Genomic DNA, 12,906 nt, shown 5'->3' with positions numbered 1-12,906 from the left:
GCGGAAGGGCGCTTACATTGGAGCCGTGATGCACCACGTAGGACCTGGCGCTCGATGAGCGCGGAGCGGGTCACCCGACCCGAGCCCTGGGTCGGGTGCGTCGTCGGCGGCGAGCCCGGCGTGGCGGTCGTCCTCACCGACCGCGGGGAGCTGCGGGCCAGCTACGGCGGCTGCATGCTCGGCCGGATCGCCCGCGACCGCGGCTGCGTGCCGGGGCCGGGGGACTGGGTGGTGCTGCGCCGCTGGTCGGACGACCGGGTGACGATCGAGGACGTCTGGTCGCGCACGCCGCGGCAGGCCGACGTGATCGAGCTCCGCCCGCGCTGATCCTGGTCCGGGGCGGGGGTCGCTGCGCTCGCCGCGACCCGGTGCGTGCCATGCTCTGCGTGTGGGAAACGTGACCCTTCCGACCCCGGTCTTCCTCGCCGGTGGCGCCTTCTGCCTGCTCGCCGGTTACCTCGTCGGCGTGGTCGCCGGCCCGGGGTCGCCGGAGCCGACCACCGCGAAGGTGGCCAGCTTCCAGCGCTCGACGTCCGAGCTCTGCCTGGAGGGCGACGCGGTCAAGGACGAGAAGGCCGCGGACTCCGACGGCCTGCTCTGCGGCACCTGGAGCCACTCGGCGGGCGCGACCGTGCCCCGTGAGGGCGACGAGTTCCGGTTCGTGCTCCAGGAGACCTCGGGCAGCGCCGCGGCCGACGGCTCCGACGGCGGCGCCGACTCCCGCGACGAGGTCGTCATCTACGGCACCGTGGTGCGCTAGGGCATGCCGGACTCCCCGCCGAAGCTGGTCCCGGGCCAGCTCAAGCTGCCCGCCTCGAACCGCTCGCCGTGGTGGCAGCTGGCGCGGCGACTCCTGCTCGCGGTCGGGATCCTGGTCTTCACCGTCCTGATCGTCTACGCCGACCGCGAGAACTACCGCGACAGCGCCCACCCCGAGAAGACCGCGATCTCGATGCTCGACGCGATCTACTACTCGACGGTGACGCTGAGCACGACCGGGTACGGCGACATCACGCCCGTCTCGGACAGTGCCCGCATGGTCAACGCGTTCGTGATCACCCCGCTGCGCATCGCCTTCCTGGTGGTCCTCATCGGCACCACCCTCGAGGTCCTCGCGACCCAGGGGCGGGAGATGTTCCGCACCRCACGCTGGAGGAAGCACATGGAGCAGCACGTCGTCGTCATCGGTTACGGCACCAAGGGCCGCAGCGCGGTCGACACCCTGATCAGCAACGGCACCGACAAGGAGTCGCTGGTGATCGTGGACCCGAGCAGCGTCGCGCTCGGCGAGGCGCACGCGCACGGGCTGGCGGTCGTCACCGGCGACGCCAGCCGGCGCGAGGTGCTGCGCCGTGCCGGGGTGGAGCGGGCCCGGCAGGTCATCATCACCACGCCGCGCGACGACACCACCGTCCTCGCCACCTTGACCGTGCGGCAGCTCAACCCGCAGGCCTACATCGTCGCCGCCGTGCGGGAGCAGGACAACGTCCCGCTGGTGCGGCAGAGTGGCGCGGACGCGGTCGTCACCTCCTCCGACGCCGTCGGGCGCCTGGTGGGGCTCTCGTCGATCTCGCCGCCGCTGGCCACCGTGCTGGAGGACCTGCTGACCCACGGCGACGGGCTCGAGGTGGCCGAGCGAGAGCTGCTCGTCACCGAGGTCGGCAAGGCGCCGCAGAGCCTGCCGGACCAGGTGCTCGCGGTGCTCCGCGACGAGAAGGTGTACCGCTACTTCGACCCGACGGTGACCCAGCTCGCCCGGGGCGACCGGCTGGTCGTGGTGCGGCCGTCCAAGGAGCTCCCGTGGGCTCCCCGGCCGGGCACGCACGGCGAGATGGTGGCCGACGAGAGCGACTGACCTCGACAGACCTCGACCGACCTGGCCTGGACCAGTTGGTCACACCAGTCACACCAGTAACAGGTTGCCCGATCTGTCCGAAACGGGAAAGTGCAGTTTCCGAAAAGGCTGGGAGCCCACCCCCGGGCGGGCTAGCGTCCCGCCCATGGTGCGAGGGACGACGGCGCAGACCGGTGCGACCACCGAGCAGGGCGCGGGCGGTTTCGTGCCCGGGCCGCGCGTCTCCCCGGAGAGCCCCGGACGCAGCCACCGGGCCCCCTCGCTCGCCGAGCTCGTCGCCGAGGCCATGCAGCTGATCCGCCGTGACGACCTCCCGATCAGCGGGTACCTGGTGGTCAAGCGCAAGGGTTCCGCGATCCACCAGCACGCGGTCTGGCAGCTGGGTCCGTTCGCCCTCCTCGACGACGGCTGGTTCGGCCAGGTGCACGGATTCGACAGCACCGGCGCGGACGCCTCGCGCTGGTTGCGCCGCCACGAGCGCCGCTGCGAGGGACAGCACTGGACGCACTTCCGGTGGATCGACCCGGCCTCCCTGACGCCCGGCTGCGGTGCCGCCGGCATCGGCATCGGCCTCGGTCCCGACGGTCCGACGTACTGCCCCGGCCACGCCGCCCGGGACGAGAACCACCCGTCGCACGTCGCACTCGCCGAGGTCCTGCGCAACGGCCTGCGCGCGCTGGCGCACGGCGCCACGGCCTGACGTCCCCGCCCCCGGGATTCACCCGTTTCGGTCGTCCCCGGGAGCACCGCCCGGGTGCCACGATCAGCACACCCCTCCACCGCGAGGGCTGCACCGAGGGGGTTCGATGGTCCGAGCACGTTCGAGGTGGCGGCTGCGCGCCGGTGACGTCGGCAGGCTCCTGCTCGCCTGGCTGATCTCCGTCCTCGCGCTGATGATCGCCGACTGGCTCCAGCCCGAGCTGTCCGCGACCTCCCCGTGGTGCTGGGTCGCGGTCGCCGCGGTCGCCGGAGTCGTCGGGATGGTGCTGCGGCCCGTCCTGGTCGAGCTCTCCGCCCGGATCGGCTGGGTCGCGATCCTGCTCGTCACCGTCGCCGGCCAGGCGCTCGTCATGTACGTCGCCCTGCGCTCGGTCCCCGGGGTCACCACGACGCCCTGGTCGGCCCTGGGCACCGCCTGGATCACCGCGTTCATCGGCACCGCTCTCACCTGGCTGGTCACCGCCGGCACCGACGACGGCCTGGTCGCCTCGCTCGCGCGCCGCGGGTCCCGGTCCGGCGCCGAGGTGCCCGACCCCGACGTGGACGGCCTCCTCATCGTGCAGATGGACGGCGTCCCGTTCCCGGTGCTGCACTGGGCCGTCCAGTCCGGCGGGGTGCCGACCCTGCGTCGGTGGCTCTCCGACGGCAGCTACCACCTGCACGAGTGGACGCCGCAGCTGCCGTGCACCACGCCGGCCAGCCAGATGGGCGTCCTGCACGGCACCGTCGAGGGGATCCCGGCCTTCCGCTGGTACGACCGCGAGCTCGGCCGGCTGCTGGTCGCGAACAAGCCCGGCGACGCCGCGGTGATCGAGCAGCGCGGCACCAGCGGCCGCGGTCTCCTGGTCGACGACGGCGTCTCGATCTCGAACCTCTTCACCGGCGACGCGCCGCGGTCGATGCTCACGATGAGCCGGCTGGGCGGCGGGATGAGCCAGACCTCGACCCGCCGGGTCTTCGGCTGGTTCGTGGTCGCGCCGCAGGGGTTCGCCCGCAGCCTGGCCCGGACCTTCGCCGAGATCGTCAAGGAGCGCTGGCAGGCCAAGCGGCAGGACCGCCGCAAGCTCGAGCCGCGGATGAAGCGCGGCTGGACCTTCGCCGGTCTGCGCGCGGTCACGAACGCACTGCTGCGCGACGTGAACACCGCGCTCGTCGCCGAGGAGATGCGCCGCGGCACCAAGGTCATCTACGTCAACTACGTCGACTACGACGAGATCGCGCACCACGCCGGGATGTTCCGTCCCGAGTCGCTGGCCGCGCTGGACGGCGTCGACCGGGTCCTCGGCTCCCTGGAGGAGCTCTCCCGGCTCGCGCCCCGGCGCTACCGGATCATCGCGATCTCCGACCACGGCCAGTCCCAGGGCCGCTCCTTCGAGGACGCCTACGGCAAGAGCCTCGGCGCGCTCTGCGAGGAGCTGATCGCCCTGAAGGTGCAGACGGTCGACGCGCCCGTCGAGGGCTGGGGGCGGGCCGAGTCCGTGGTCGGCGACGTCGCCGGCAGCGGCGGCCTCACCGGCCGGATCGCGACGCAGGCCGAGAAGAGCATCGAGCGCGGTCGCGACCAGGCCGAGGAGCGGGCCGTCGCCACCGCCACCGAGGACGGCCCGGTCGTCCTCGGGTCCGGCAACCTCGGGCTCTTCTACGTCCGCGAGAAGACCCGGCTCTCCCTCGACGAGCTCGACCGGCGCTGGCCGCACCTGGTCCCGGGTCTCACCGAGCACCCCGGCATCGGTTTCGTCGCCGGGCTCGACGACGACGGCGTGCCCTGGGCGCTCGGGGCCGGTGGCCGGCGCAACCTGGCCGACGGCACCGTCGAGGGGGACGACCCGCTGGCGGCGTACGGGGAGCGCGCGCCGCGGCTGCTCGCCCGCGCGGTGCTGATGCCGGAGTCACCCGATCTGTACGTCAACAGCTCGGTCGCCGAGTCCACCCTCGACGTGCACGCGTTCGAGGACCTGGTCGGCGCCCACGGCGGGCTCGGCGGGTGGCAGGACAGTGCCGTTCTGCTGGTGCCGGCCGACCTGGACAGCGAGGCCGCCCGCGACCTCGAGGGGGCGGACGCGCTGCACCGCTTCCTGGTCTCGGTCCTCGAGGGGCTCGGGCACCGTCGCACGATCGCCCCGAGGCCGGCACCGGCCCCGGCCGGCTCGCGGGCCGAGACGGCCTGAGGGTTTCGCCGGGCCCGGGCGGGGGCACAGTCGGGGGGCGTGCGCGCCACCGGTGCGCCGGCACGGGAAGGAGAGGACGATGAGCACACTGCCGTACGGTCCCGGCGCCCCCGAGCCGTCGCCGCAGCCACGACCCGTGCTCCGCGTGGTGCCGCCGCACGAGCACACCTGGCAGCTCCGCGGGATCGAGTACGACGACACCTTCTCGGTGACCCGCTTCGAGTGCGAGTGCGGCGAGGTCCGCTTCGACTAGCGGGTGACCCGGTCGGCCGAGGCCGTCGCCGAGGTCGGCAGCGTGTGCGAACCGGCCGCGGCCGACGCGGCGGCGTCGTGGATCGTGCCGCGCGCCGCGCGGTGGCGCCCCATCAGGACGCCCATCGCGACGCCGAGGAAGCTGATCCCGGCCATCACCCAGGACGTCGCGGCCACACCCGAGGCGAGCGCCGAGCCGGCGGAGGCGCCGTCGGCGGCGTGGTTCGCGGTCACCTGCGCGTAGACGGTCGCGGCCACCGCGGTCGCCACCGCGGCGCCGACGTACCGGGCCATGTTCGAGACGCCCGAGGCCTCGCCGACCTGGTTGGCCGGGACGCACGAGGTGGACGCCGCCGAGGACGGCCCGTTCGAGAGGCCCATGCCGACGGCGATCGCGATCAGCGGCAGCACGAAGGCGGCGTACTTCCAGGAGTCGTCGACGAATCCGAGGACGACGAACCCGGCGGTCGTCACCAGGAAGCCCAGCACCACCGTCTCGCGGCCGCCGATCTTCGTGGCGATCCTGGGGACCAGCGGCGCGACGATGACGAGCCCGATCGTGGCGGGCAGGGTCGCGACCCCGGCCTCCAGCGGCGAGAAGCCCAGCGAGCTCGGGTCCTGGAAGAAGAGGCTGAGGACGTACATCAGCGCGTTGATCGTGCCGGCGCCGATCAGGATGGCGACCGTCGAGCCGACCAGCACCCGGTTGCGCAGCAGCGCGAGGTCGAGCAGCGGCACCGGGACCCGGCGCTCGACCTGGACGAACCCGAACCCGGCGACGGCCGACAGTGCGAAGCACCCGACCGTGGCGAACGAGCCCCAGCCCCAGTCCGCGCCCTTGTTCACGGCGAGGATCAGCGCGGCCAGGGTGACGGCGACCAGTGCGGCGCCGAGGTAGTCGATGTCGCGGGACCGGTTCGGGTCGCGCGACTCGCCGACGCCGCGGTAGGTGATCAGCACGCAGATCGCGGCCACGACGGCGTCCACCCAGAAGAGGCCCTGCCAGCCGGTGATGTCGACCAGCAGGCCGCCCAGCAGCGGGCCGGCCGCGGCGCCGACCGCCGCCGCGGCACCCCAGAGCGAGACCGCCCGGATCTGCGCCTCGCCGCTGTTCGCGACCGTCAGCAGGGAGAGGCCGCAGGCGAGGATCGTCGCTCCGGCGGCACCCTGGACCAGCCGTCCCGCGATGACCATCTCGCCGCTCTGGGCCAGGGCGATCAGGAGGCACGAGGCGACGAAGAGGAGCAGGCCGAGCTGGAAGACGCGCTTGCGGCCGAAGACGTCGCCGAGCGCGCCGGAGGTGACGATGACGGCCGCCCCGACCAGTGAGTAGCCGGTGACCGCCCACTGCAGCGTCGTCACCGACATGCCGGTGTCCTCGCTGATCGCGGGGAGCAGGATGCTCACCGCGGACGTGTTCGCGTTGACCACGAGGGTGGACAGGCAGGTCGCGACGAGCACGCCCGTGGCGGACGCGGTCGTGGCGGACGGGCGGTTCGTCATGCGTCGGGCTCCTCGGGGTCGGTGGGGTCCTCCGGCGCGACGGCAGGCAGCTGCCGGGTCGCGTCGAGCGGTACGGGCTCGTCGTCCTCGGCGCGGACCTCGCGGTCCCGCTTGCGCACCGCGATCACGAGCGCGGTCGCCGAGGTCGCGGCGACGAGGGCGGCGAAGAGCCACCACCACCAGTCGGTCTGGTCGTCGGTGCCGGTCGTCGCGCTCGTCGGGGCCGGTTCCGGGGTCGCGGTGACCGTCACCGTCGCGGTGGGGGCCGGCGTGCGCGTCTCGGTCTCCGTCGGCTCCTCGGTCGGCGCCTCGGTCAGGGTCGGGGTCGGCGTCGGGGTGGGGGTCGGGGTCGGGGTCGGGCTGGGGGTCGGGGTGGGAGCGGGGGTCTCGGTCGGCGTCGGCGTCGGGACCTCCGTGGCCGCGTACGCCGTCGGCCCCGCCACCCCGACCGCGAGGAGCAGGAAGCAGCCCGCCGCCGCACGTGCAGCGCGAACAGTCACCGCTCACCTCCCGGTCGGTCTCCGGCGATCATCACCAGCGCCGCCGGAGCCCGCCTCCCCCCAACCGGGTGAGGCCGGGGTTCGCGGACGAGGTTCAGAGCCCGCGCCACGAGCTGGTCCGGCGGCCGACGCTGTCGGTGACCGCGGAGCCCACCAGGACGCCGATCGCGATCGCCACGATCGACAGCAGCGCGTTCAGGAAGTCGGCGATCCCCGCGGCCTGGCCCTCGCTGAGGATCTCGGTCACGCCCTCCAGACCGAGCGCCCCGGGGACCAGGAGCCAGAACGCCGGCAGGAACGTCACCTGGGCGGGGGGCCCGCCGGCGCGCTCCTGGACGGTGTACGCCACCGGGACGATCACCGCGCCCGCGACGAAGCAGGACGCCAGCGACCCGAGGATCTCACCCGACACGACCTGCACGCCGTAGGCGAGCGAGAGCACCAGCAGCAGCCAGACCAGGGCGCTGCTCGGCGCCGAGGACGCGTAGAAGTGCCCGAACCCGAGCAGGAGGACCCCCAGCCACGGCGCCCACGGGCCCAGCGGAGCGGCCGACCCGGTGACGGCCCCCGCGGTGCCCGCCAGCTGGGCGCCCATGGCGATCCCGAAGGCGAGCAGCAGCAGCCGCTCGAGCCCGAACACCAGCCGGGTGGACCCGGACATGATCGAGCCCGAGGACAGCTCGACGGTCGCGATCGTCAACGTCGCCCCGGGCAGCAGGGTGACCAGCGAGGGGATCACCAGGTCGAGGGCGTTCGCGTTCAGCAGCGGCTGGGCGAACTCGAACGCCGCCCAGCTGACCACGAACGCGGTGGACACCGTGAGGACCAGCGCCAGCGCCTCGCTCCGCGCCGCCCACCAGGCCATGATCCCGACCAGCACCCCGAGCGCCGGGTACGCCGGCACCGCGGACGCGGTCGGGTTGAGCAGCAGGCCGAGCCCGAGGGTGAGCACCGCGGTGCCGGCGATCGCGACCAGCGGCCCGAACCGCGGCCGGCTCGCGAGGATCCGGTCCAGCTCGGTGCTCGCGCCGCGGACGTCGACCCGGCGCCGCCGGATCAGGTCGACGAGCCGGTAGAGCGCGTCGATCTGGTCGAGGCGGAGCTGGTCGACGGAACCGGGGGAGAAGTCGATCGTCGCGGACTCGCCGATCTGGAGCCGCACGAAGACCCCGGTCGGGAGCACGAAGAAGCGAACCTGGCGGGCGTCGTACGCCGCGGCGACGTCCTCGAGGATCCGGCCGACGCGGTCGACCGCCTCACCCGACTGGCACAGCGCCACGCCGAGCCGGCGGAGCAGGTCGAGGACGGCGGCCGGCGGCTGGTCGGGGACCGGGGCCGGCGCCTCGCCGGCCTCGTTCGCCGCGAAGCTCGCGACGCGTGACCAGAACCGGTTCGACCGCGACGGCTCGCTCACCGGACCACCATGCCCGGCGCTCTCGCGGACCGTACTCGCCCGGAACGGGTGATGATCTGGCCGATCGAGCAGGTGCAGGCTGGCAGCAGTCCGATCTCCGGGCGGCAGCGATCGAGGAGGGCGTCATGTCAGCCTGCATCCCCACGGACGCGAGTCCGGCGACCCGCCGCGGAGGCCGGTCGTGAGCGCGATGGACGTCCCCGCCGGCGGCGCCGCGGTGCCCGCGTCGGCGGCGAAGGCGGCCGCCCCGACGGTCAACTGGATCTCCTGGGTCGCCCTGGCGATGATGACCACCTCGTCGGTGGCCAGCCTCCGGGCCGCCCCGACGATGGCGGTCTACGGACTCGCCTGCGTCTTCCTCTACCTGCTGCCCGCGGTCGTCTTCCTGCTCCCGACCTCGCTGGTCTCCGCCGAGCTCGCCTCGGGTTGGACGGGCGGCGTCTACAACTGGGTCGCCGAGGGCATCTCGAAGCCGATGGGCTTCCTCGCGGTCTGGTGCCAGTTCGCGATGACGATCTTCTACTACCCGAGCCTGCTGGGCTTCGTGGCCAGCACGCTCGCCTACGTGATCAACCCCGCGCTCGCCTCCAGCGGCGTGTGGACCGCGTGCGTGATCGTCGTCGTCTACTGGTCCGGCGTCTGGGTGTCCTCGCGCGGGACCAAGGGCATCGCCGGCCTGGCCAGCGGCGGCCTGATCATCGGCACCCTGATCCCCGGTGTCTTCCTGGTCGTGCTCGGCATGGTCTTCCTCGGCCAGGGCAACGAGTCGGCGGCGCCGATGAACGCCAGCCACCTGCTCCCGGCCTGGGCCGGACTGTCCAGCCTCGTGCTGATCGTCAACAACTTCCTGTCCTACTCGGGCATGGAGATGAACGCGGTCCACGTGAACCTGCTGAGGAAGCCGGGCAAGGAGTTCCCGAAGTCGATGTTCCTGGCGATGGGGATGGTGCTGCTGATCTTCATCCTGCCGGCACTGGCGATCAGCTGGATCGTGCCCGCCGAGGAGCTCTCCCTGACCGCCGGCGTGATGCAGGCCTTCGACGCGATCTTCGCGCACTTCAGCATCCAGTGGCTGACGCCGATCTTCGGCGTGATGCTGGTGGCGGCCTCGCTCGGCGGCATGCTCACCTGGCTGGCCGGTCCGTCCAAGGGCCTGCTGATGATCTCCCGCCAGGAGGGCTACCTGCCGCCGTACCTGCAGCAGCTCAACAAGCACGGCGTGCAGCAGAACATCCTGGTCGTCCAGGGCTTCGTCACCACGGTGATCGCGCTCGGTTACGCGCTGATCCCGGACGTCTCCAGCGCCTACTGGATCTTCTCGGTCATCACCACCCAGGTGTACCTGATCATGTACCTGCTCATGTTCGTCGCGGCCGTCCGGCTGCGCCGTGACAAGCCTGACCACGAGCGCGGGTTCCGGGCGCCGGCCCTCGTCCTGCTCTGCGTCGTCGGCTTCGTGTCGTCGCTCGCGGCACTGCTGATCGGGTTCGTCCCGTCCTCGCAGTTCGGTGGCGACAGCACTTTCCTGTACGTCGGGATCGTCGCCTCCGGCGCGCTCGGTCTCGGCCTGCTGGTGCCGTTCCTGTTCTACAAGAGCCGCAAGCCGAGCTGGAAGATGTCGGACGCGGAGCTGGCCGCGGCGGAGGGGATGGAGTCATGAGCTACCTCCAGGGGCACGAGGTCGGGCACGACGTCTCGACCAGCCGGGACCGGAACATCACCTACGGGCTCGCCGGTCTGGTGATCCTCGTCCTGATCGTGGTCGGCCTGTTCGCCTACCGCGGTCACAAGGACACCCAGGAGGCCGACGCCAAGGCCACCCAGCTGACCGCCGCGATCCAGGCCGCCGGGTACGACGCCCCGGACAAGGACCAGATCGTCGGCGTCCTGGGCAGCGACGGCGGCGCGCTCTGCCACGACCCGTCCTCGGCGCTGACCAAGTCGGTCCTCCGCGGGATGCTCTTCAACGGGGCCGCCGGGCCGGGCGCCCGGCCGATCGTGGCCGACGACCTGGTCGTCAAGGGACAGCTGCTGGTGATCAGCATCTACTGCCCCGAGGAGCTGCCGGACTTCCAGAAGTTCGTCGACGGACTCGACTTCGACGACACCGTCAAGAACTGAGCGGGACCGATGGAGCTCGACGAGGTCAGGGCCGCGGTCGCCGGGCTGATGCCGCGGGTGCGCGAGGAGCTCACCGCCCTGGTGGCGATCCCCTCGGTCGCGGACCCGCGGCAGTACCCGCCGGAGGAGTGCGCCCGGGCCGCCCGGTGGGTGCTGGACGCGTTCGTCGCCGAGGGGTTCACCGACGCCCGCCTGGAGCGGACCGCGGACGGCAGCGACGCCGTCGTCGGGTCGCGCCCGTGCGGGAACCCGGACGCCCCGACGGTGCTGCTCTACGCCCACTACGACGTGCAGCCCCCGCTCGACGACGACGCCTGGACGACCCCGCCCTTCGAGCTGACCGAGGTCGACGGGCGCTGGCACGGCCGCGGTGCGGCGGACTGCAAGGGGAACATCCTCATGCACCTGACCGCGCTCCGGGCGCTGGGCGGCGACGTGCCGGTGAACCTCAAGCTGGTCGTCGAGGGCAGCGAGGAGCAGGGGACCGGCGGCCTGGAGGACTTCGTCCCGAAGAACGCCGACCTCCTCCGCGCGGACGTGATCCTGGTCTGCGACACCGGGAACGCCGCGGTCGGGCGCCCCGCGGTCACGGTCAGCCTGCGCGGCATGGTGAACCTGGTCGTGCACGTCGAGGCGCTCCGCAACGAGGTGCACTCGGGCATGTTCGGCGGACCGGCACCGGACGCGCTGGCGGCGCTGGTCGCGATGCTGGCGACGCTGCGCGACGCGGCCGGCGACACCACGATCGCGGGCCTGGACGGCGCCCGCACCTGGGAGGGCGAGCCGTACCCGCCCGACGCGTTCCGGCAGGACGCCGGCGTCGTCGACGGGGCCGACCTGATCGGCTCGGGCACGGTCTCGGACAGCCTGTGGGCCCGCCCGGCCGTGACCATCCTCGGGATCGACTGCCCGCCGGTGGTCGGGTCGGCCGCCGCGATCGTGCCGCGGGCCAGCGCCCGGCTGAACCTGCGGATCCCGCCCGGCACCGAGCCGGCCGACGCCGAGCGCGCGCTCCGGGCCCAGCTCACCGCCGCCGCCCCGTGGGGTGTCGGGGTGAGGATCGAGACCGAGGCGCTCGGCGAGCCGTTCCGCGCGCGCACCGACGGGCCGGCGTACGCGGCGATGTCGGCGGCGATGAAGGAGGGCTTCGGGGCGGACCCGGTGTTCCTCGGGCAGGGCGGGTCGATCCCGCTGTGCAACGTCTTCGCCGACACCTACCCGGACGCCGAGCTGCTGCTGCTCGGCGTCGAGGAGCCGCGCTGCCTGATCCACGCGCCGAACGAGAGCGTGGACCCCGGCGAGATCGAGCGGCTCTCGGTGGCGGAGGCGATGTTCCTGAAGCGGCTCGGAGAGGGAGGCTGACATGACCGAGGACGACGCTGTGAAGGACCCGGGCGAGGAGGTTCCGGCCTGGCCGACGCACTGCCCGACCTGCGGGACCAGGCTCGCCTCGGCGGTGGTGGACCTGGACAAGAGCAACGAGAACCGCGCCGAGTTCAACCCCGGGGAGATGGTCGCCGTCGACTACTGCCCGAACCCGGAGTGCCCGGAGCACAACGCGGAGTTCACCCAGGGATTCACCCAGGAGTGACGTCTGGTGCCGGGAGCCGCCCGGTCCTATAGTCCGAAAAGGCAGTGCACGGCTCCAGCAGGACGATGCTCGGCTGAGGAGGTTCGGGTGCTCTTCGAGGAACAGCCGTTGGTGCTGATCGTGCTCGTGCTGGTGCTGGTGGAGATCTGGCTCCGGGTGCGCGAACCCTTCTTCAACCTGCTGGCCCGACTGGTACGGCGCCCCCGGGCCTGATCGTGGCTACCGCGCTGCTCGGACTCGACGTCGGTGGGGCAGAGTGGCTCCCGCGCGCGGTGCGGTTGAGCACCGGGACGGCGAAGCGCTGGACCACGGTCCCGGCCCGGGCCGTCAACGCGATGCTGCCCGAGGTCGCCCGGTTGGTCGCCGACCTGCCGCTGCGGACCACCCCCGAGGTGCTCTGGACCTCGGGCGCGAACGAGCTGCTGGTCCGCACCGACCGGACCCGGATCACCTGCAACCTCGGCCTCGTCGGCGTCGACGTCGCGGTCGGCTGCGACCAGGTGCGCGGCGAGGCGACCGTCTCGGTGCCGTTCGCGACCGGCACCGAGAAGGAGACCCGCGGTCTCTTCCTGTCCACCTTCGAGCAGCCGACCGGCCCGGCCGCGGTGGTCGACGTCTGGTCCGAGGCCCTGATCGCGTTCGCCTGGGAGTGCCTGCTCACGCTGGCCGTGCACGTGGCCGCGGCAGCCGGCAAGGACGGGTCCGGGCGACCGCTGGTGCCCGGTGCCATCGCCTCGGCACGCGGATCCTTCCTGGTCCTGCCGATGGTCAGGACCCGGTGA

General features: G+C 72.7%; 15 protein-coding genes. 12 read left to right on the top strand and 3 right to left on the bottom strand.

Annotated elements, in window-relative coordinates:
* The first annotated feature begins 54 nt into the window (after positions 1 to 54).
* The 6 genes from AB4Y76_RS16050 (at position 55) to AB4Y76_RS16025 (ending at position 4,996) form a co-directional block, all read left to right on the top strand.
* Entirely contained in the window at positions 55 to 327 is a 273-nt protein-coding gene (locus tag AB4Y76_RS16050; protein WP_441927041.1) for a hypothetical protein, read from the top strand.
* 61 nt (positions 328 to 388) lie between these two features.
* A complete protein-coding gene (locus AB4Y76_RS16045; protein ID WP_441927039.1) occupies positions 389 to 760 on the top strand; it encodes a hypothetical protein in 372 nt (123 codons plus the stop codon).
* Between the two features lie 3 nt (positions 761 to 763).
* Positions 764 to 1,855 (top strand): potassium channel family protein, encoded by a 1,092-nt coding sequence (locus AB4Y76_RS16040; RefSeq protein WP_441927037.1) that lies wholly within the window; start codon positions 764 to 766, stop codon positions 1,853 to 1,855.
* 145 nt (positions 1,856 to 2,000) lie between these two features.
* Entirely contained in the window at positions 2,001 to 2,555 is a 555-nt protein-coding gene (locus tag AB4Y76_RS16035) for a hypothetical protein (protein WP_441927035.1), read from the top strand.
* 106 nt (positions 2,556 to 2,661) lie between these two features.
* The gene (locus tag AB4Y76_RS16030) at positions 2,662 to 4,743 is read left to right on the top strand and encodes an alkaline phosphatase family protein (protein WP_441927034.1); all 2,082 of its coding nucleotides are present in this window, start codon (positions 2,662 to 2,664) and stop codon (positions 4,741 to 4,743) included.
* A 79-nt stretch (positions 4,744 to 4,822) separates the two neighbouring features.
* Complete coding sequence (locus AB4Y76_RS16025) at positions 4,823 to 4,996, top strand: hypothetical protein (RefSeq protein ID WP_441927032.1); 174 nt, start codon at positions 4,823 to 4,825, stop codon at positions 4,994 to 4,996.
* On the opposite strand, the gene AB4Y76_RS16020 is transcribed toward AB4Y76_RS16025, so the two are convergent.
* The 3 genes from AB4Y76_RS16020 to AB4Y76_RS16010 form a co-directional block, all read right to left on the bottom strand.
* On the bottom strand, positions 4,993 to 6,498 hold the full coding sequence (locus AB4Y76_RS16020; protein WP_441927030.1) for an MFS transporter: 1,506 nt from the start codon (positions 6,496 to 6,498) through the stop codon (positions 4,993 to 4,995). The genes AB4Y76_RS16025 and AB4Y76_RS16020 overlap by 4 nt on opposite strands.
* Complete coding sequence (locus tag AB4Y76_RS16015) at positions 6,495 to 6,998, bottom strand: hypothetical protein (protein ID WP_441927028.1); 504 nt, start codon at positions 6,996 to 6,998, stop codon at positions 6,495 to 6,497. Before AB4Y76_RS16015 ends, AB4Y76_RS16020 begins: the two co-directional genes overlap by 4 nt.
* Positions 6,999 to 7,092: 94 nt before the next feature.
* Positions 7,093 to 8,412 carry a threonine/serine ThrE exporter family protein gene (locus AB4Y76_RS16010; RefSeq protein ID WP_441927026.1) on the bottom strand — a complete coding sequence of 440 codons (1,320 nt, stop codon included), beginning with the start codon at positions 8,410 to 8,412 and terminating at the stop codon, positions 7,093 to 7,095.
* Positions 8,413 to 8,602: 190 nt separating this feature from the next.
* Between AB4Y76_RS16010 and AB4Y76_RS16005 the strand changes: the two genes are divergently transcribed.
* The 6 genes from AB4Y76_RS16005 to AB4Y76_RS15980 all read left to right on the top strand — a co-directional run bounded on the left by AB4Y76_RS16005 (position 8,603) and on the right by AB4Y76_RS15980 (position 12,906).
* The gene (locus AB4Y76_RS16005) at positions 8,603 to 10,072 is read left to right on the top strand and encodes an APC family permease (protein WP_441927078.1); all 1,470 of its coding nucleotides are present in this window, start codon (positions 8,603 to 8,605) and stop codon (positions 10,070 to 10,072) included.
* Entirely contained in the window at positions 10,069 to 10,533 is a 465-nt protein-coding gene (locus tag AB4Y76_RS16000) for a hypothetical protein (RefSeq protein ID WP_441927023.1), read from the top strand. Before AB4Y76_RS16005 ends, AB4Y76_RS16000 begins: the two co-directional genes overlap by 4 nt.
* Before the next feature lie 9 nt (positions 10,534 to 10,542).
* Entirely contained in the window at positions 10,543 to 11,895 is a 1,353-nt protein-coding gene (locus AB4Y76_RS15995; protein ID WP_441927022.1) for a dipeptidase, read from the top strand.
* A gap of 1 nt (position 11,896) precedes the next feature.
* Positions 11,897 to 12,124 carry a hypothetical protein gene (locus AB4Y76_RS15990; RefSeq protein ID WP_441927020.1) on the top strand — a complete coding sequence of 76 codons (228 nt, stop codon included), beginning with the start codon at positions 11,897 to 11,899 and terminating at the stop codon, positions 12,122 to 12,124.
* Between the two features lie 87 nt (positions 12,125 to 12,211).
* On the top strand, positions 12,212 to 12,337 hold the full coding sequence (locus tag AB4Y76_RS15985; protein ID WP_441927019.1) for a hypothetical protein: 126 nt from the start codon (positions 12,212 to 12,214) through the stop codon (positions 12,335 to 12,337).
* 2 nt (positions 12,338 to 12,339) lie between these two features.
* On the top strand, positions 12,340 to 12,906 hold the full coding sequence (locus tag AB4Y76_RS15980; RefSeq protein WP_441927017.1) for a hypothetical protein: 567 nt from the start codon (positions 12,340 to 12,342) through the stop codon (positions 12,904 to 12,906).

The sequence above is a fragment of the Marmoricola sp. RAF53 genome (genome assembly GCF_052114005.1).
Taxonomy (GTDB): Bacteria; Actinomycetota; Actinomycetes; order Propionibacteriales; family Nocardioidaceae; genus Marmoricola.
Note: the sequence above shows the minus strand (reverse complement) of the source record. Positions and strands in the feature narration are given on the sequence as shown.